This window comes from Citrobacter europaeus (assembly GCA_020099315.1).
In the GTDB taxonomy this organism is placed as follows: domain Bacteria; phylum Pseudomonadota; class Gammaproteobacteria; order Enterobacterales; family Enterobacteriaceae; genus Citrobacter; species Citrobacter europaeus.
Map to the genome: position 1 here is coordinate 1,260,020 of CP083650.1, position 19,889 is coordinate 1,279,908.

Annotated in this window: 15 protein-coding genes; 6 read left to right on the forward strand and 9 right to left on the reverse strand. The window is 54.6% G+C overall.

Annotation, left to right across the window (positions count from 1 at the left end; all coding sequences use genetic code 11):
• Window positions 1-18: 18 nt before the first annotated feature.
• From LA337_05840 to LA337_05850, 3 genes are all read right to left on the reverse strand, one after another.
• Window positions 19-954, reverse strand: a complete 936-nt coding sequence (locus tag LA337_05840) for a D-ribose ABC transporter substrate-binding protein (protein ID UBI17218.1) — start codon at window positions 952-954, stop codon at window positions 19-21.
• A 125-nt stretch (window positions 955-1,079) separates the two neighbouring features.
• Window positions 1,080-2,600 carry an FGGY-family carbohydrate kinase gene (locus LA337_05845; protein ID UBI17219.1) on the reverse strand — a complete coding sequence of 507 codons (1,521 nt, stop codon included), beginning with the start codon at window positions 2,598-2,600 and terminating at the stop codon, window positions 1,080-1,082.
• Window positions 2,601-2,940: 340 nt separating this feature from the next.
• Complete coding sequence (locus tag LA337_05850) at window positions 2,941-3,891, reverse strand: sugar-binding transcriptional regulator (protein UBI17220.1); 951 nt, start codon at window positions 3,889-3,891, stop codon at window positions 2,941-2,943.
• A 361-nt stretch (window positions 3,892-4,252) separates the two neighbouring features.
• Here LA337_05850 and LA337_05855 point away from each other — a divergent pair, with 361 nt between their 5' ends.
• Together LA337_05855 and LA337_05860 are read left to right on the forward strand one after the other, a co-directional pair.
• Window positions 4,253-5,083 carry a transketolase gene (locus LA337_05855; GenBank protein UBI17221.1) on the forward strand — a complete coding sequence of 277 codons (831 nt, stop codon included), beginning with the start codon at window positions 4,253-4,255 and terminating at the stop codon, window positions 5,081-5,083.
• Window positions 5,076-6,011: a transketolase family protein gene (locus LA337_05860; protein ID UBI17222.1), complete on the forward strand. Its 936-nt coding sequence runs from the start codon at window positions 5,076-5,078 to the stop codon at window positions 6,009-6,011. Before LA337_05855 ends, LA337_05860 begins: the two co-directional genes overlap by 8 nt.
• Before the next feature lie 3 nt (window positions 6,012-6,014).
• Here LA337_05860 and entD read toward each other — a convergent pair whose 3' ends face one another.
• On the reverse strand, window positions 6,015-6,638 hold the full coding sequence (gene entD / locus LA337_05865) for an enterobactin synthase subunit EntD (protein ID UBI17223.1): 624 nt from the start codon (window positions 6,636-6,638) through the stop codon (window positions 6,015-6,017).
• Window positions 6,639-6,686: 48 nt separating this feature from the next.
• Window positions 6,687-8,960, reverse strand: a complete 2,274-nt coding sequence (locus LA337_05870) for a TonB-dependent siderophore receptor (protein ID UBI17224.1) — start codon at window positions 8,958-8,960, stop codon at window positions 6,687-6,689.
• 253 nt (window positions 8,961-9,213) lie between these two features.
• On the opposite strand from LA337_05870, the gene fes reads away from it, so the two are divergent.
• Genes fes through entF form a run of 3 tightly spaced genes read left to right on the forward strand, consistent with a single transcriptional unit; the run spans window position 9,214 to window position 14,567 of the window.
• Window positions 9,214-10,431: an enterochelin esterase gene (gene fes, locus LA337_05875; protein UBI17225.1), complete on the forward strand. Its 1,218-nt coding sequence runs from the start codon at window positions 9,214-9,216 to the stop codon at window positions 10,429-10,431.
• A gap of 30 nt (window positions 10,432-10,461) precedes the next feature.
• Window positions 10,462-10,680, forward strand: a complete 219-nt coding sequence (locus LA337_05880) for an MbtH family protein (protein ID UBI17226.1) — start codon at window positions 10,462-10,464, stop codon at window positions 10,678-10,680.
• Window positions 10,677-14,567: an enterobactin non-ribosomal peptide synthetase EntF gene (gene entF, locus LA337_05885; protein ID UBI17227.1), complete on the forward strand. Its 3,891-nt coding sequence runs from the start codon at window positions 10,677-10,679 to the stop codon at window positions 14,565-14,567. Before LA337_05880 ends, entF begins: the two co-directional genes overlap by 4 nt.
• A 33-nt stretch (window positions 14,568-14,600) precedes the next feature.
• Here entF and fepC read toward each other — a convergent pair whose 3' ends face one another.
• The 3 genes from fepC to fepD are packed head-to-tail and all read right to left on the reverse strand — an operon-like array spanning window position 14,601 to window position 17,397.
• Entirely contained in the window at window positions 14,601-15,404 is an 804-nt protein-coding gene (gene fepC / locus LA337_05890; GenBank protein UBI17228.1) for an iron-enterobactin ABC transporter ATP-binding protein, read from the reverse strand.
• Window positions 15,401-16,393, reverse strand: coding sequence for an iron-enterobactin ABC transporter permease (gene fepG, locus LA337_05895; protein ID UBI17229.1), 993 nt, complete (start codon window positions 16,391-16,393; stop codon window positions 15,401-15,403). Before fepG ends, fepC begins: the two co-directional genes overlap by 4 nt.
• Window positions 16,390-17,397: a Fe(3+)-siderophore ABC transporter permease gene (fepD, locus tag LA337_05900; protein UBI17230.1), complete on the reverse strand. Its 1,008-nt coding sequence runs from the start codon at window positions 17,395-17,397 to the stop codon at window positions 16,390-16,392. The genes fepG and fepD overlap by 4 nt, the downstream gene beginning before the upstream one ends.
• 109 nt (window positions 17,398-17,506) lie before the next feature.
• Here fepD and entS point away from each other — a divergent pair, with 109 nt between their 5' ends.
• Window positions 17,507-18,745: an enterobactin transporter EntS gene (gene entS, locus LA337_05905; GenBank protein UBI17231.1), complete on the forward strand. Its 1,239-nt coding sequence runs from the start codon at window positions 17,507-17,509 to the stop codon at window positions 18,743-18,745.
• A 53-nt stretch (window positions 18,746-18,798) separates the two neighbouring features.
• On the opposite strand, the gene fepB is transcribed toward entS, so the two are convergent.
• The gene (gene fepB, locus LA337_05910; protein ID UBI17232.1) at window positions 18,799-19,755 is read right to left on the reverse strand and encodes a Fe2+-enterobactin ABC transporter substrate-binding protein; all 957 of its coding nucleotides are present in this window, start codon (window positions 19,753-19,755) and stop codon (window positions 18,799-18,801) included.
• Window positions 19,756-19,889 lie beyond the last annotated feature (134 nt).

The window sequence follows — 19,889 nt, forward strand, 5'->3', positions numbered from 1 at the left end:
AGGCGCAACAACCCGGGATCAGGACTTGATATTGAAATCCTGTACTTTATCTGCGTTTTCTTTAGTGATAAGAATTCCGCGGAACATGACGCGTTGTTTTTCTGGTTTTATGCCTTTTTGCAGGTAGTTATCCAGATCGGTAACCCCTTGTGCTGCGATAGCCTGTGCCTGGAGCATGACGGTTGCCTGTAGAGTGCCAGCCTTCACCGCATCACGTTCGTCGTTGCTGCCGTCGATACCGACCACGACCACGTCGCTGCGGTTCGCCGCTTTTAATGCAGCAATAGCGCCCAGTGCTACTGGACCGTTACCGCAGATAATACCTTTCACGTCCGGGTGAGCTTGTAGGATGCTGTCCATAATACGTTTACCGTCGATAAGCGTACCTTTGGCATCCTGTCTGGCAACACTAACCATATCCGGGAACTGATCGATAACCTGGTGGAAGGATTTGGAGCGCGTAACACAATTATTATCGGCAAGGTTACACGTCAGTTCAGCATATTTACCTTTTTCGCCCATCTTCTCGACGAAAATATTTGCAACTTCGGAACCAGCCTGGAAGTTATTGTGGGTAATTTGCACCAGTGCAACATCATCAACGGGAATTTCACGGTTGATTAATATGACGGGGATTCCAGCTTTTTTCGCTTTTTCAATTGCCGCGACGCTGGCCGTTGAATCTGCATTATCCAGAACGATACCCTGGACTTTTTTGCCGATTGCTGTATCAATCAATTCATTCTGTTTTTTCACATCTTCACTGTGCGACAAAATTGTGGTTTTGTAGCCCAGTTCCTGGGCTTTTTCACTGGCACCTTTTGCTTCTGAGGCGTAATACGGATTATCCAGTGAATTCACCATAATCATGATTGTCCCTTTTTCCGCTGCATGAGCAGTAAAAGACAAAGCAGTCAGGGTTGCAGCAGTTAACAGCGTTAAACGTAATTTCATGACAATGTTCTCTCTGTGTTGTTATTGTCGGGTACGGTGAAACAACGTAAAGCTTGAATTTTTTATGGTCCGGTATCCTCCTGTATATGTGGTAAATAACGTCGCGCTTTTTCCCTGGTGAGGCGTCAGGCGGACGAGGCCGGTTTCCATAATGTTCTGTTTACCGCATGGCGCCATTCCTGCCATCTTTTTTGCAACCGATGATGGCGATCCATGTCGGGTTGAAATGTGCTATGTACGGTTAAAAAAGCTTTTAAATCAGTCAGTGAGCCAGGGTAAAGCGCTTTACGCGCCAGTAATGCCGCGCCAATGGCGGAAAGTTCTGGCACATCGCTACGCATAACCGGATAACCAAGCAAGTCTGCCTGGTATTGCATTAGCCAGTCGTTTTTAGTGGGGCCACCGTCAACCATTAATGCAGTTAACTTGAAATCATCGTGCTGCTGCATGGCAACTACAACATCGGCGATTTGATAGGTAATCGACTCAAGTGCGGCACGAATGAGATGTGCTCGTTTAACTCCCCGGCTGAGTCCGCAGATGACTCCACGGGCACTGTCATCCCACCATGGCGCGCCAAGCCCGGTCAGTGCTGGCACAAAATAAACGCCGAGGGTTGAATCAACGGAGGCGGGAAGGGTGTTGAGTTCGTAGGTCAGTTCGGCATCCGAAAGTTCGCTCAGACCCGTACTGTCTGCCATCCATGCCACCGCATCACCCGTGTGTGGGATATTGCCTTCCAGTCCGTATATGATGCTGTTTCCATCGTGCCAGGCGATGGTGGTAGCCAGTGCGTCAATATCACATTGGGCTGATTTGACCGGCGCCATCACCGATGACCCGGTACCGTAAGTTGCTTTAACGCATCCCATTTCGCCAAGAGCATGGCCAAACAGAGCGGCATGTGAGTCACCCACCATCGACATCACAGGAATGCCGTCTGGAATGCCATTCAGTCCACGTGTATGACCAAATAATCCACTGGAGGGTTTTATTTCCGGTAAGGCGGCGCGTGGAATGTGGAAGAGTGCCAGCATGGCTTCATCCCACTCCCCAGAGTGCAGGTTTAGCAACTGTGTGCGGGCGGCGTTGGAATAGTCACAGCAGAAGGCTTCACCAGCGGTTAAATTCCAAAGCAACCAACTGTCGATCGTTCCCAGGCAAATTTGTCCCTGCGCAGCCAACTGTGGCCCATCGGTCACGGATTCCAGTAGCCAGCGCATTTTTGATGCGGAAAAAAGGGGAGCGATTGGCAGACCAGTGGTTGATTTTATCAGCTGTTCTTTATTTTCATGCCGCAGCTCCTCGCAGTAAGCCGCGCTGCGCGTACATTGCCAGGTGATTGCGGAATTTAGCGGTCTGCCAGTCTGACGATACCAGCCTATGGCGGTTTCACGCTGATTACTAATAGCCAGTGCCGCGACGTTTTCAGCACCAACATGATTCACAGCTTTGGCAATGACGCCAATAGAAGCATCAATCAACACCTCGCCAGATTGTTCAACCCAGCCATCCCGAGGGGTCTGAATCGCCAGTGGCTGAGAAAACTTTGCGACCACATTGCCCTGTGCATCAAGCGCGACTGCTTTGGCGTTAGTTGTGCCTTCATCCAGCGCAATAATGAACTCTTTCTTCGCTGCACACATAGATTATCTCCTGAGTCACATTGCGTCCCGGTTTGGAGGATAAAGCCCCCCTCATTGTCGCGTCATTACTACATCAGGCCTGGCTGTGACATCGTTTTTTTAATTATTGAATATATATTCGGTGTTGATTATTTATTTAATACCTTAGCTACAATCTTTCCGTTGGGCTACAGAAAAAATCATCAATTGTGCTGAGAATCACACTTACATAGACGGGATAATAACAGAAAGAAGAATAAATTAAGGCGAGGTGAAACCTTTCAGTCCATTGAAATATATAGATTTTAGTCACAGCCTTTGCTTTTTATCTTTCGTGCAAAGGCTATCAGCGAATCGAGGATCAGGAGGTGACCAGCATCCGGGCGGTAGGATAGTCGGTAATAAGCACGTCGATATAACCTCCGTTCAACGCCCCTTTAATTGCCGCGACTTTGTCTGTACCGCCAGCAAGGGCCACGACATTCGGGCATTTTTTTACCTTGTCCAGGGCCATGCCAATTACGGGATCTTCGTCATCTTGCAATACCGGCTGGCCCTTGTTGTCGTAGTAATGCAGGCAAATGTCTCCGACCGCGCCGCGATCAGCCAGTACCTGCAACATATCTTCGTGGTAGTAGTTGCCTGATGTTTTCAGCAATTGGGACGGTTCGAGGATCCCGACGCCAACAATGGCGATGTCTACGTTATCAAAGCGTGAAATCACATCGGCGACATCTTTGCTGGCAACGAGACGATTTTTCTCTTCAACCGAGCCTTCGATACTCTGCGAAGGCAGCAGCCAGGCTTCACAATTCAGATGTTGTGCCAGCGTCTGCGTCAGTATTGTGGCCTGTACGTTGCCGTTAGGACCCACGCCGCCCAACAATTGAATTACGCCGCCGGCTTTCAGGTTCTGCGTATGGACTTCATCCACCATCGCTCGGATCGTCGAACTCCATGAGGAAACGCCCACCAGATCTTTGGGGCGTAGTCGGGTTTCCAGATAGTGGGCTGCGGCAGAACCAATGGCGCGTTTGATGGTGTGGTCGCTGGCATCCTCTTCGGTATCGACCACAATGGCCTGCTTAATGCCGTAACGTTCCTCGATCCCTTTTTCAAGATTCAGGAAGATATTTGAGGGCTGAACAACGCTGATTTTCACCACCCCTTCTTTCTGACAGCGGGTGATGGCGCGGGAGATAAACGACTGAGAAAGCGAGAGAAGTTGAGCAATATCGGACTGTTTGCGTCCTTCAAGATAGTAAAGGGTAGCGATTTTAACCAATAGCCGTTGTTCGTCCTGCTTAGCCATATATTTCCTCGAAAATCATTTACGTACCGCCATTATCTTAATGCGTTTTATCATACGCGAAAATTGAAGACAGGTAAGTGTGATAAAGCTCTAACTTTAACCAATCCTCCAAAACAGCTATGGACAAATACGAAAATTAGGTTGCATAATTGAATAAAGAATCATTTGTGAATATATATTCATGGTGGTTACAGGTCAACTTATTATTACCAGCGTCAGTGTGGTCGCGGTAAGGAGGCAGAATGTTCCTGAGTATGATACAACGGCGTAAGCCTGAAGATGTGACGTATGGGAAATTCTGGTTTTTTTAGTCCCACGAGGAATAAATATTCCATATTGAAAATAAATTCAGAGGTGCTAAATGAATCCCTGGAACTATGATATCCAGACTCTTGAGCGCAAAGCGCGGGCGGTTCGCCGTCACATCGTTAGATTAAATGCTAACAGCCCTGCGGGTGGGCATACTGGTGCGGACTTGTCTCAAGTTGAGCTGTTGACGGCACTCTATTTTCGTATACTCAATGTCGCTCCGGAGCGTATCGCTGATGAGGCTCGGGATATCTACATCCAGTCTAAAGGTCACGCGGTAGGCTGTTACTACTGCGTTCTGGCGGAGGCGGGTTTTTTTCCCGTTGACTGGCTGGAAACCTATCAACATGCCAATTCCCATCTTCCCGGACACCCGGTGCGCCAGAAAACGCCGGGTATTGAACTGAATACCGGTGCTCTGGGCCACGGTTTACCTGTTGCGGTGGGACTGGCTCTGGCTGCGAAGAAAAGTAACAGTTCACGCCGCATCTTTTTAATCACAGGCGATGGCGAACTGGCCGAAGGAAGTAACTGGGAAGCGGCGCTGGCTGCTGCTCATTATGGCCTCGATAACCTGATCATAATTAATGACAAGAACAATCTTCAATTAGCCGGACCGACTCGCGAAATCATGAATACCGATCCGCTTGCCGCAAAATGGCAGGCATTTGGTATGACGGTGACTGAGTGTCAGGGGAATGATATGGCGTCGGTTGTCGCCACGCTGGAAGGACTTAAGCAGGATGGCAAACCTAACGTCATCATTGCCAATACCACGAAAGGCGCGGGTATATCGTTTATCCAGGGGCGCCCTGAATGGCACCATCGGGTGCCAAAAGGTGAAGAGATCGAACTGGCTCTGGAGGAGTTAAAAGATGAGTAATGCAGAACACCTCGCGAACGTCATGGTTCAGGCGTTCATTGATGCAGTGGAACAAGGTGTTGACCTGGTGCCGGTCGTAGCGGACTCGACATCAACCGCGAAAATTGCTCCTTTTATAAAGCAGTTTCCCGGTCGCCTGGTCAACGTAGGTATTGCCGAACAAAGCATGGTTGGAACGGCGGCAGGACTTGCACTTGGCGGTAAGGTCGCCGTCACCTGTAACGCTGCGCCATTTCTTATCTCCCGTGCCAATGAGCAAATTAAAGTTGATGTTTGCTACAACAATACCAATGTGAAGCTATTCGGTCTTAATGCCGGTGCCAGCTATGGCCCGCTGGCGAGCACTCACCATTCGATCGATGATATTGCCATTATGCGAGGCTTCGGCAATATCCAGATTTTCGCCCCATCTTCGCCACGAGAGTGCCGACAGATTATCGATTATGCGATTGGTTATCAGGGACCGGTATATATTCGTCTTGATGGAAAAGCACTGCCGGAACTTCATGACGAGAGTTACCGTTTTGTTCCGGGGGCGGTGTTGACGCTGCGTGAAGGGGAGCATGTGGCGCTGGTGGCAACGGGCTCGACAGTTCATGAAATTGTTGATGCCGCTGCGCTGTTGGCTGATGCCGGTATTCAGGCGAAGGTGGTCAGTGTACCTTCAATTCGACCATGTGATACCAAAGCCCTGTTGTCAGCACTACAGGGCAGCAAAGCGGTGATTACCGTAGAAGAGCACAACATTAATGGTGGGTTGGGAAGCCTGGTGGCAGAAGTGCTGGCTGAGGGCGGAGTCGGGGCGGTGTTAAAGCGTTTAGGCATTCCGGATGGAGAGTATGCAGCGGCAGCGGATCGTGGCTGGCTACGTCAGCATCATGGTTTTGACGCCGCAGCTATCGCTGCTCAGGCGCGAGAACTGCTGTGACGTTCACACTGTTGCCAGTGTGATTACATCATTACCCGAGAACCGCCATTGCACGCGATACGCCTGGCTGTGAGCACGTAGTATCATTTGGTTGTGTTGCAACTCAACGATTTGATACTGCGTAAATTCGGCGACTGATTGTTGTGACGCCTGGGTTGCTTTAAAGGCACTTTCTTTGGCGGAAAATGCCAGCGTGAGAGCCTGCTCCACAGACAGACCGCTATTAGCCAACCACGCTTTTTCTGTATTGGTGACAATACTACTTACCAGTTCGTTCGCCATTTGCTGCGTAAAAATAGTTTCTATATCCAGCCCGACGGGATGCGTTGATACCGCGGCCAGGGCGATTGTTCCGCTATGACTGATGCTGCCAAACAGATTTTGCGGCCACAACGGTTGGCGTTGCGCGCCGATGCCGGGTACGGTTTTGTGACCAAACTCACGCAGCGCGTGTACTGCGGCAATACGCCCAGCTAAGTGCTCAGCTTTACGCTTACGTCCACAGGACTGAAGCTGAGTGTGGTGGGGGAGCCAGAGCAGGTCGTGCTCATGGAAGCTGGCGGGATCGAACTCGACAATGTGCAGCGTGTGGTCTGCGAAAGTGAGCGGTGTGTGCGTGATGTGCATGATAGTTATAATTTCCCTCTCCCCGCAGCGAGGAGAGGGAAAACGTTATCAGAAGTGCGTGTTAACGCTCATGAACCACGTCCGGCCCGGTTCGTTATAGGTGTATGCGCCAGCGCCCGCCATATAGTTCCCGGTTACAATATCGCCCGTGGTCTGGGCATTACCTTCACGCCACAGACGTTTGTCGAAGACGTTATCCACGCCGCCAGTCAGGCTGACGTTTTTCGTCACATCCCAGGTCGCGCTCAGGCCGACGATGCTGTACGGGCTGACTTCATTCGCCGAACTACCGGTTACCGGTTTACCCTGGTAATCGTACTTCTTCGGCTGCTGTTTGCCGTACCAGGTGAAGGTGGACTGCAGCGACAAATCTTCGCGTGCCTGCCAGCTCAGAGTCGAGTTCAGCGTGTACTCAGGAATAATCGACAGGCGTTCGCCGGTCTCTTTATTCTTACTTTGCAGCATGTAAGTGATGTTGTTGGTCCAGTTAACGGTTTCGCTAACCGGCACGTTCAACGTACCTTCCAGGCCCTCAACCACCGCTTTAGGAATGTTTTCCCACTGGTAGATATCGGTGTAAGTCGTCTTCCCTTTGTTGGTGATAGACGTTCTGTCGAACGGTACCGTACCTGCTTCAATTTTGTTGCGATAATCGTTGCGGAACCAGGTTACCCCAGCCAGCCAGCCGTCGCGCTTGAACTCAAGACCAATCTCTTTGTTGATACTGGTTTCGGCCTTCAGATCGTCGTTGCCCATCATGTAGCAACCAATACCGGTCGCTGAACCGGTGGCGTAGCAACCCTGCCCCTTGCTGTACAGAATGTAGTTCGGGTTGAGTTGATACAGGCTTGGCGCTTTATAGGCGCGCGCGATGCCCATTTTCAGCGTAAAGTCGTCACCCAGACCCTGGGACAGGTTCAGGGACGGACTCCAGTTGTCGCCGACGATGCTGTGATGGTCGAAACGCAGACCTGGCGTCAGCATCGTGCTGTCGGTCAGCTCCATGTTATTTTCAGCAAACAGAGAGAAAATCTCTGCATCTGAGTACGGGCTACGGTTAGTGCTGCTGGCCCCTGGAATATCACCGCCCATAAAGGTCTGTGAATTAGATAACATGTCTTTCATGCGCTGCTGGTTCCATTCGGTACCAAGCGTCAGATTTTGGTTAACCAGCAGATCTAACGGAATGCTGACCTCACTGTGCAGCATGACGTCACTCAGGTCGGCGTCGAGATATTTTTGTGACGCATTCGGGTCGAAAATCCCTTCAGTACCACCTGCCAGGCCTTCCGGTGTACGGGAGTTACGCGTGTGTTCGTACTGCACCCAGTTGCTGGTGGTGACGCCGTTATCCCAGCCGCCGTTCCAGGTCAGAGAGTAGTTCTGGCGGTAAAGACGGTTGGTCTCTTTCCCGTAGTTATCTTTCACCAGTTGGTTGGTGTTGGTGTTTTGGGTGTCACCCGCATACAGGTTGCCCTGGCGGCTATAGCCGGCTTCCAGTTCCAGTGACTGGAGCGGGGCGAAATCCCAGCGAACCACGCCGTTAATGTCTTTGTTGATTACCCCTTCACGACCGGCGGGTAAGGTGTTGGAGTAGGTGCCGGTACGTTCAGACTGATGGCCCTGGTTGATGTCCCACGCGTCGGCCTGAGTTTTATCGAGATTACCGTACAGACGGAAGCTGAAATCCCCGCCCAATGGGCCATTCAGGCTAAAGTTGGTCCGCTTGGTCGAACCTTCATCTTTGTGTTCCGGGGCGTTGAAATAGGTATCCCAGGAGCCGTGCCATTCATTGCTGCCTTTTTTGGTGATGATATTCACCACGCCGCCAGCCGCACCGTTGCCATAGCGTGCCGCGGCAGGACCGCGCAGCACTTCAATACGTTCGATCATTTCCGGTGGGACCCAGGCGGTATCGCCGCGGGTATCACGCTCGCCGCGCCAGCCCTGGCGTACGGAGTTACGGCTGGTAACCGGTTTACCGTCGATCAGAATCAGGGTGTTTTCTGGCCCCATGCCGCGGATATCGATCTGACGGTTGTTGCCGCGCTGTCCGCTGGTTGAGTTACCGGTCAGGTTAACGCCAGGCATGGTACGGATGATTTCCGACACATCGCGAGCGGGAGGATTCTTACGAATCTCATCAGCGGTAATGGTTGAAACGCCCGGCGCCTGCAGGTTCTGCTGGGCAGCGGTAACGACGATGGTGTCTTCATGAGAGACTGCGGCGCTATCGGTTTGATCTTCTGCCATTGCTGGCAGGGCTACCCCGTAAATCCCTAAATTGACCAATAAGGCCAGTGAATGAATCTTGTTGTTCATTGTATGTCCTGCTGTTCTTTTAGCCACGAGTTCCAATGTGCCGTGTTGCGGCATTTGGCCTGATGTCGCCCGCATCCGCGTAAACCCTCCATTCCAGAAAAAGTACGCAGCGCCAGGTCGGTTTATAAGTGGTGAAAAACTGTGCGCGCTTCCCACAGCGCGACAATACGCTATTGCAAATGCAAATAGTTATCAATAATATTATCAATATATTTCACGCTAGATCATAAAATTTCACGATAAACATGGGGTTATGGCGGTGACGACGTTAAAGATGGGAAGCGAGGCGTGGTGGCAGTCAAAAAAAGGCCCGGAGTGGGAGCGTGAAGACAACGGAAATTATCGGGTAACCTTCTGGTGGCGTGACCCGCAGGGAACGGAGAAAGAGTCAGCCATTCATCACGTTTGGGTTTATATCACCGGCGTCACCGACCACCATCAAAATGCTACCCCTCAGTCGATGCGACGCATTGATGGAACGAATATTTGGTGCTGGAGTGTATCCCTCAGCGCCAACTGGCGTGGCAGTTACTGTTTTATTCCAACAGCGCGCAACGATATTTTTGCGCCGCAGGCGCTGGGCGAAACGCCTGACCGAACCGCGCTGCGTGAAGGCTGGCGGCAATTACTGCCGCAGGCTATTGCTGACCCCCTTAATTCGCAGAGCTGGCAGGGCGGTCGTGGCCACGCGGTGTCTGCGCTGGAAATGCCTGATGCACCCGTACAACCAGGATGGGATCGACCTGAAAACCCCGATTCACCCGCAGTGTGTCTGCAATGGTGTAGCGCCAGGCTTGGTAATACGCGTCGCGTATGGGTCTTTACCACCGGTGAGGCCCAAGCGGAATCTCGTCCGCTGGCTATCCTGCTGGACGGACAGTTTTGGGCGCAGAGTATGCCGGTCTGGCCTGCGCTAACTTCACTTACGCATCGTGGGCACCTTCCTCCTGCCGTTTATCTCCTGATTGATGCCATCGACACGGCTCACCGTAGCCGCGAACTGCCGTGTAACGCGGATTTTTGGTTGGCGGTACAAGAGGAGCTGTTGCCGCTGGTGAAGACGACAACCGCGTTCAGTGATGACCCGCAGCGCACGGTGGTCGCCGGACAAAGTTTTGGCGGATTGTCATCGCTGTATGCCGGGCTAAACTGGCCCGCGCGCTTTGGCTGCGTACTCAGCCAGTCGGGCTCTTACTGGTGGCCGCATCGCGGTGGTTATCAGGATGGGACGATCGTTGAGCAACTGAAGATCGGGAAGGTCAGTGCTCAGGGGCTGCGTATTGTCCTGGAAGCCGGGATCCGCGAGCCCATTATTTTTCGCGCTAATCAGGCGCTATATGCCCAGTTACCTTCTGCACCACAGTCTATTTTCTGGCGTCAGGTTGATGGCGGACACGATGCGCTTTGCTGGCGCGGCGGTTTGATGCAAGGGCTGATAACGCTCTGGCAACCGCTTACCGACACGATTTAACCGGACGACGTTCCACGACAGGAGTTGAGTATGGAATTCAGTAACCCCTTCGATAATCCGCAGGGCCAGTTTTACATTCTGCAAAATCCCCAACGTCAGTTTAGCCTTTGGCCGCGACAATGCTCACTTCCTGCTGGTTGGACGGTCGCGTGCGAACCCCAATCCCAGGAAGCCTGCCAGCAATGGCTGGATGCAAACTGGACCACGCTGACGCCAGCAAATTACGTCGATGTGCAGGAGGCTCCATGACTCAGCGTTTACCATTAGTCGCGGCTCAGCCGGGGATCTGGATGGCGGAAAAACTCTCCACATTGCCCTCGGCATGGAGCGTGGCGCACTACGTAGAATTAACCGGCGAACTGGACGCGCCGTTGCTGGCAAAAGCGGTTGTGGCGGGTCTGGAGCAGGCAGATACCCTACGGATGCGGTTTAGCGAAGATAACGGCGAGGTATGGCAATGGGTAGACCCCGCGCTCGCCTTTGCGCAACCCGACGTTATTGACCTGCGTGAAAAATCCAATCCCCATGAGGCGGCACGAGCGTTGATGCAGGCAGACCTGCAGCAGGACATACGTGCTGATAGTGGCAAACCGCTGGTTTTTCACCTGCTCATTCAGGTGGGAGACAAGCGTTGGTATTGGTATCAGCGTTACCATCATCTGCTGGTTGATGGCTTCAGTTTTCCGGCCATTACCCGCCAGATAGCCGCGATTTACCGCGCATGGCTGCATGGCGAGTCCACGCCAGAATCACCTTTTACGCCATTTGCTGAGGTGGTGGAAGAGTATCAACAGTATCGTCAGAGTGATGCCTGGCAACGCGACGGCGCCTTCTGGAGCGAGCAACGAAAGCAACTCCCACCTCCGGCATCGCTATCTGATAAACCACTGCCGGGGCGGTCAGCCAGCGCGGATATCATTCGTCTGAAGTTAACCGCGCCTGAAGGGGAGTTTCGCCGACTTGCGGCACGTATGCCTGACGTTCAGCGTGCGGATCTGGCCCTCGCGCTGGTGGCGTTGTGGCTGGGACGTTTGTGCAGCCGAATGGATTATGCTGCCGGGTTTATCTTTATGCGGCGCATGGGATCGGCGGCGCTGACGTCCAGCGGACCCGTTTTAAACGTTTTGCCATTTGGTGTGCAACTGGATGCGGCAGAAAGCTTGCCTGCGCTTGCACAACGACTGGCCGGACAGTTAAAGAAAATGCGCCGTCATCAGCGTTATGATGCCGAGCAAATTGTTCGCGACAGCGGGCGCGCAGCCGGTGCTGAACCGCTGTTTGGCCCGGTGCTGAACGTGAAAATATTCGACTATCAGCTCAATATTCCCGGCGTGCAGGCGCGAACTCATACGCTGGCGACGGGGCCGGTGAACGATCTTGAGCTGGCGCTGTTCCCGGATGAAAACGGCGGTCTGAGTATTGAAATCCTGGCCAATAAACAACGTTATGAAGCCGAGACGCTGGCGCAGCATGCATCACGTTTAATCGGGCTTATCGAGCAGTTTGCCGACAATCCGGCGCTATGCTGCGGCGACGCCGGGATGCTGTTGCCAACAGAACATGAGCGGCTGGCGAAGATTAACGACACCACCGTGGAGATCCCGTCCACTACGCTGAGCGCGTTGGTGGCGCAGCAGGCTGATAAAACGCCGGATGCCCCGGCGCTGGCCGATGCCCGTTATCAGTTTAGCTATCGCGAAATGCGCCAGCAGGTCGTGGCGCTGGCGCAGCTTCTGCGCGAGCGTGGCGTCCGCCCTGGCGACAGCGTAGCCGTGGCATTACCGCGTTCCGTGTTCCTGACGCTGGCATTACACGGTATTGTTGAGGCGGGAGCCGCCTGGCTGCCATTGGATACCGGATACCCGGACGATCGCCTGCGGATGATGCTCGAAGACGCAAAACCGAAATTGCTGATCGCGACCGAAGAGCAACTGGCGCGCTTTAGCGATATTCCGGCGCTGGAAAGTCTGTGCTACAACGCGCCACTGCCAGCAGAAGATGCAGTTCCGCTGGCGCTATCTCAACCCAATTATACGGCCTATATCATTTTTACTTCCGGTTCTACCGGCAGACCAAAAGGGGTAATGGTTGGGCAAACCGCCATCGTTAACCGTTTGCTGTGGATGCAAAATCACTACCCGCTGGCCGCAGATGATGTGGTGGCGCAAAAAACGCCGTGCAGTTTTGACGTCTCGGTATGGGAGTTTTTCTGGCCGTTTATTGCCGGGGCTAAACTGGTAATGGCGGAACCTGAGGCGCACCGCGATCCGCTGGCGATGCAGCAATTCTTTGCCCAATACGGGGTGACGACCACGCACTTCGTTCCTTCGATGCTGGCCGCTTTTGTCGCTTCACTGACGCCGGAAACCGCGCGGGAGAGTTGCGCCTCGCTGAAACGGGTATTCTGCAGCGGTGAAGCCTTGCCTGCAGATTTATGTCGCGAGTGGGAGCAGTTGACTCGTGCGCCACTGCACAATTTATACGGGCCAACGGAAGCGGCGGTCGATGTGAGCTGGTATCCGGCCTGTGGGGATGAACTTGCCGCAGTAACCGGCAACAGCGTGCCGATTGGTTATCCGGTATGGAATACAGGTTTACGCATCCTGGATGCCATGATGCGCCCGGTGCCTTTCGGCGTGGCGGGTGACCTGTATCTGACGGGGATCCAACTGGCGCAAGGATACCTGGGGCGAGCGGATCTGACCGCAAGCCGCTTTATCGCCGATCCGTTTAACGCCGGCGAACGCATGTACCGTACCGGGGATGTGGCGCGCTGGCTGGAAAATGGCGCGGTGGAATACCTTGGGCGCAGCGATGACCAGCTTAAAATTCGCGGACAACGCATTGAGCTTGGTGAGATTGATCGGGTGATGCAGCAGTTGCCTGATGTCGAGCATGCCGTTGCCCATGCCTGCGTATTCAACCAGGCGGCGGCGACAGGCGGCGATGCACGTCAACTGGTGGGGTATCTGGTGTCGCAATCGGGGTTACCGCTGGATACGTCCGCATTGCGGGACAGTCTGCGTGAAAAACTGCCTGCGCATATGGTGCCAACGGTATTGTTGCAACTGGCGGAGCTACCGCTTAGCGCGAACGGTAAACTGGATCGTAAAGCGCTGCCGATGCCGCAGTTGACGTCGCGTACTTCCGGGCGCGCGCCGCGTACAGGGACTGAAACTACCATCGCACAGTCTTTTGCGGCTTTGCTGAGTTGCGAGGTGAATGACGTGGAGGCGGACTTCTTTGCGCTTGGTGGTCATTCGTTGCTGGCGATGAAGCTGGCAGCGCAGTTGAGCCGGGCTTTTGAGCGTCAGGTGACGCCTGGGCAGATAATGGTGGCTTCTACCGTTGAACAACTGAGCGCACTGCTGGAGAGCAATGATGATGAGCAGTCGCAGCGTCTGGGATTTGAGACGCTGCTGCCGCTGCGCCAAAGTCATGGGCCAACGCTGTTTTGCTTCCATCCGGCGTCGGGTTTTGCCTGGCAGTTTAGCGTGCTGTCGCGCTACCTCAGCCCGCAATGGTCGATTACCGGCATTCAGTCTCCACGGCCGGATGGCCCTATGCAAACGGCGGAGAACCTTGATGCGGTATGTGAACATCATTTGGCAACGCTGCTCAGCCAGCAGCCTCATGGTCCCTACTATTTATTAGGTTACTCGCTGGGAGGCACGCTGGCGCAGGGGATTGCCGCGCGCTTACATGCCAGAGGAGAGACAGTTGCATTCCTGGGACTGCTCGATACCTGGCCGCCAGAAACGCAAAACTGGCAGGATAAAGAGGCCAATGGGTTAGATCCAGCGGTACTGGCGGAGATCGCGCGAGAGCGTGAAGCGTTTCTGGCTGCGCAGCAGGGTAATGCGTCAGAGACCTTATTTAACGCAATCGAAGGCAACTACGCCGATGCGGTTCGCCTGCTCACCACAGCACACAGCGTGCCGTTTGCAGGTCACGCCACGCTGTTCGTCGCTGAGCGTACCTTAGTGCCGGGAGTCAGTCCGGAGCGCAGCTGGTCGCCGTGGATATCCAGTCTGGATGTCTATCGTCAGGACTGCGCGCACGTTGATATCATTACCCCTGAGGCGTTTGAGAAGATTGGGCCAGTCATGTGTGACCTGCTCAAAGACATTCAGTAAATGGTCTCGCCACCTCTGCGGAGGTGGCGGTGTTTACCTGTTCGACGTACGTCCTAACGGCACCACTAACGGCGTTCCGGCAACCGGATCGTCGATAATCATACAGCGCAGACCGTAGATTTTTTCAATAAGCTGTGCGGTGACTATCTCCTTTGGCGCACCCTCGGCAATAATTTTTCCGTCACGCAGCGCAATCAGATGCGTCGCATAGCGACAGGCCTGATTGAGGTCGTGCAGAACGGCGGCCAGCGTATAACCCTTCTCCCGATTGAGCTCACTCAGCAGCTCCAGCAGATCGATCTGATGGCTGATATCCAGCCAGGTGGTGGGTTCATCAAGCAGCATAATCGACGTTTCCTGCGCCAGCACCATCGCAATCCATGCGCGCTGGCGTTGTCCACCGGAAAGGGTATCCACACTTTGTGATGCAAGATGTGTGATACCCGTCGCCTGCATTGCGTTAGATACCGCGATTTCATCTTCATTGCGCCAGCGGGTAAACAATGGCTGGTGCGGGTAGCGCCCGCGGGCAACCAGTTCCTGTACCGTAATATCACCCGGCGTGGTGGCGTTTTGCGCCAGCAAACCTATTCTGCGGGCAACCTCTTTGCTGGCATAGTGCTGAATATGCTCGCCGTCGAGCCAGACCTTGCCATGCGCGGGCGTCATCAAACGACTCAGCGTGCGCAGTAGCGTTGATTTCCCGCAGCCGTTTGGCCCGATGATTGCGGTGAAGTGACCGTCGGGAATCGACACATTGAGGTTTTCCGCCACGGTAAACTTGCCATAACCCAGCGTTAACTGGTCGCCACGCAAACGGGCTACTGATTCGATCATTTTTTGCGGGACTCCTGAATTAACAAGACGATAAGATAAATACCGCCGAGGCTTACGGTGACAACGCCCACCGGAAGCTGATAAGGCATAAAGAGCTGTTGGGCGCATAAATCAGCCATCAGCAGCAGCAACGCGCCGCACAACGCCGACAGGGTTAATCCCCAGCGCGATGTGCCGCTAATCCGCCGCGCGATATGCGGGGCGACAAGGGCAATAAACGAGATTGGACCTGCCAGCGCGGTGGCGGAAGCGGTCAGTACAACCGCTACCAGCATCATCATCAGACGTGAGCGTTCTACACTGACGCCAAGCGCGCAGGCGCTGTCATCACCCATTTCCAGCAAACGCATCCGGCGTACCAGCAGCGTGGCGCACACCAGCATGATGATAATCAGTGGGGCAGAAGGCCAGGTCTTGGCCCAGGTCAGGCCATTGAGCGAACCGGCGTTCCACAGCCCGGCCGTCAGCGCGGTTTCTAATGATGCTTTCAGCAATAGCCAGGTGTTGAACGCGACCAGCATAGCGCGTATGCCGATACCAATAATAATCAGCCGGAAGGTGTCGATACCATTGCGCCAGGCGAGCGCCCAGACTATCAGAGAGGTCAGGACCCCACCCAGCATGGCTGCCAGCGCGATAGCGGTAAGATGCTGTCCGAACAGTACCATTGCCACCAGCACACCGCTCCAGGCCCCGGTATTGAAACCCATCACATCCGGGCTACCCAGCGGGTTGCGCATCAGCGACTGAAATATTGCGCCGCTCACGCCGAGTGCCGCGCCAATCAATAGCGCCATGAGCACGCGTGGTAAACGCCATTCGGTCACCACCAGTGTAATGCTACGCGGCGCATCGCCGAGCAGGGCAGCAATAATTTGCTGGGTTTCCAGCGTAACGACGCCGCTACGCAGGCTCCACAAGCCAACGGCGAGACATCCTACAACCAGCAGCAGGCTGCTGATTATCAGGCGGCGAGGGAGGTGCATCATGCGCCACCTCCACGCGGTTTCCGCCGTACCAGAAAGATAAGCACCGGCGCGCCGATGAAGGCGCTGACCACCGAAACGCGCAGCTCACCGGGGGCAATCAGACGACCGATGATATCGGCAATCAGTAACAGAGAAGGGGTTGCCAGCAGGGTTACGGGCAGTGACCAGCGGTGATCAGCCCCCACCAACCAGCGCGCCATATGCGGCATCATCAGGCCAATAAAAGCGATAGGGCCGACAATCGCGGTTGCACTGCCGCACAATACGGTAATCACCAGCAGGCCAATAAACTGCGTGCGAGCGACTTTACTGCCAAGCGCGGTAGCGGTGTCGCTGCCAAGGCTCAGACTATTCAGTGCCCGGCTGAGGAATAACGCGACAGCCGCAGCAATCAGTACCGGTACCAGAACAACCTTTAGCGTTTGCAGGCTACGGATATCCAGTGAACCGGCCTGCCAGAAACGCAACTGGTCGTAGACGTCCGGATTGAGCAGGGCGATGCCGGTAGATAATCCTTCCAGCACCGCGCCCAGCGCTACGCCCGCCAGCGTCAGACGTACCGGGCTTAACTGTCCGCCGCCCTGGCTACCGGTAAATGCAACGATCAGTGATGCGGCCAGCGCCCCGCAAAAGGCCATCAGCAGTTGCTCTTGCGCAGAGGAAAAGCCGAACAGCGCGGCTCCCAGCACAATAGCGAAGCTGGCGCCAGAGTTGACGCCCAGAATACCGGGATCGGCGAGAGGGTTACGCGTGAGCGTTTGCATTAATGCGCCAGCCAGGCCAAGCGCGCCACCCGCGAGCAGCCCCGCCAGCGTGCGCGGCAGGCGCGCGTCCAGCACGATGGTGCAATCAGCGCTTTGACAACTGCCGGTGAGTGCATCCAGCACCACGGAGGCAGGTAGCGACTTGGCGCCAATAACCAGACTTAATACCGTGGTGAGAACAAGTAATAACAATAGTCCGGGCACGGCGAAGGCGCGTGTCGCGGAAACAGAGCATGACATATCAACTTCCCTGATAATGATAGTAATTATCGTTATCGATCTTATTTGGATATGTTAGCATGTGCAGCCATCGAATGGATATTGAAAAAGTACCTGGTAAGGCTCTGTAATGAATCGACAATCCTGGCTGCTCAATCTCAGCCTGTTAAAGACCCACCCTGCATTTCGCGCCGTCTTCCTCGCCCGTTTTATTTCCATTGTCTCTCTGGGGCTACTCGGCGTGGCGGTTCCGGTACAGATCCAGATGATGACTCAGTCGACCTGGCAGGTAGGTTTATCGGTGACGCTGACCGGCAGCGCAATGTTTATTGGCCTGATGGTGGGCGGGGTGCTGGCCGATCGCTATGAGCGTAAAAAAGTGATCCTGCTGGCGCGTGGAACCTGCGGCGTCGGCTTTATTGGTCTGTGTCTGAATGCGCTGCTGCCCGAACCATCGTTACTGGCCATTTATCTGCTTGGCTTATGGGACGGTTTCTTTGCCTCGTTGGGCGTAACCGCTTTGCTGGCGGCAACGCCGGCGCTGGTCGGGCGCGAGAATTTGATGCAGGCCGGGGCAATTACCATGCTGACGGTACGCCTGGGTTCGGTAATTTCGCCGATGCTTGGCGGGGTGCTGCTCGCGACCGGCGGCGTGGCCTGGAACTACGGGCTGGCGGCGGCGGGTACTTTCATTACCTTGCTGCCGTTGTTGAGTCTTCCCGCGTTGCCGCCTCCGCCACAGCCGCGTGAGCATCCGCTGAAATCGCTGCTGGCAGCATTTCGCTTTCTGCTTGCCAGCCCGCTAATTGGCGGCATTGCGCTGCTCGGCGGTCTGCTGACTATGGCGAGCGCCGTGCGCGTGCTGTATCCGGCGTTGGCAATTAACTGGCACATGTCGAGCGCGCAAATTGGTCTGCTGTATGCCGCCATTCCTCTTGGCGCGGCAGTGGGGGCATTGACCAGCGGACAGTTGGCGCACAGCGTTCGTCCGGGACTGATCATGCTGGCATCAACCGTAGCGTCGTTCCTGGCAATTGGTCTGTTTGGCTTGATGCCGGTCTGGCAGCTTGGGGTTGTCTGCCTGGCGCTGTTCGGCTGGTTGAGTGCGGTCAGCTCTTTGTTGCAATACACCCTGTTACAGACGCAGACGCCGGAAGCAATGCTTGGGCGAATTAACGGTTTGTGGACGGCGCAGAACGTTACCGGCGATGCGATTGGCGCGGCGCTGTTAGGTGGTCTGGGCGCGATAATGACGCCGGTCGCTTCGGCAAGCGTGAGTGGCTTTGGGCTGGTGATTATCGGTCTGCTACTGCTGCTGCTGTTGGGTGAAGTGCGCCGATTCCGACAAATGCCCGTGAATGCCAGCTAACGTTATGCCCAGGGGAGGCCGGATAAGGCATTAGCCGTATCCGGCGCGGGCGATTAAAACAGAGCCGACAGACGCTGCAGCAGCAATGTCGCGCTGTAGTAGTCGAGACGGAAGGTTTCCGTACCCAGAGCATAAACACGTTTATTCTGCACGGCTGGCAGATGCGCCAGAAGCGGATTGGCATAAATGGCATCGGCATCTTTGCTGTCGCCAGCAAACAGGAACAGCGCTTTGCCGTTCAGGCCAGCCGCCAGGTTCTCACCGCCAAGCTGGATGATATCGTGGCGTTTGCCCTGACTCTGGCTGGTGTGCAAACCGGCAGGCAGCGGGGCCAGCGTGAAACCTAATTGCTCCATCAGTTTGCCCTGCGCCGACTCAGGGGTCCACAGGTTGGCGCTGTGCGCCGCGGCGGTATACACCAGCGCGCTGACCGGTTGTGGCGGCAGGGTGATACGTTGCTTAACCGCCTGCAGTTGCTTATCAAACTCGGCAATACGGGATGCCGCCTGTTGTTCCTGACCGGTAATTTCACCTAACTGGGTCAGTAACGACTGCCAGCTTTTATCGTCGTAATTAATGATGAGCGTTGGCGCAATGGTGGACAGCTGATCGTAAAGCGCGAGGGCTGAATCGCCCCCAGTGGCGCTTATCAGAATCAGATCCGGCATTTGTGCCGCTACGGCCTCAGCGCTCGGTTCCCCGATGTACAAACGGCTCAGTTTGCGCGCCTTTGCCACTTCGCTCCACTGGCGTAAAAAGCCCTGTGCATCGCCGATGCGGTTGTTCGGCGTAGTGGCACCGCTGGCGATGACCGGGGCATCAATCGCCAGCAGCGAGCCGGTGAGGGTGACGCTGGTGGAGACAATTCGCTGTGGCTTATGCTCCAGCGTATGCGTGCCGCGACTGTCGGTAACCTGACGCGGCCAGTCGGCGGCGTGCCCTGAAGAAATTCCTGAAATAGATAAACCAGCCAGTAAGAGCACGGTGCGACAAAAAGAGGGGAGACTCACGTATCAGCATCCTGTTATCAGTATAAGTAATGCTTCTCATTTTCATTGTTAGTGGGCAAGGATGCAAGCCAAAGTCGCACATTGTGCTACCACAAGAGTTGACATACCGGCGCTTTGCTTTTAGGTTAGCGACC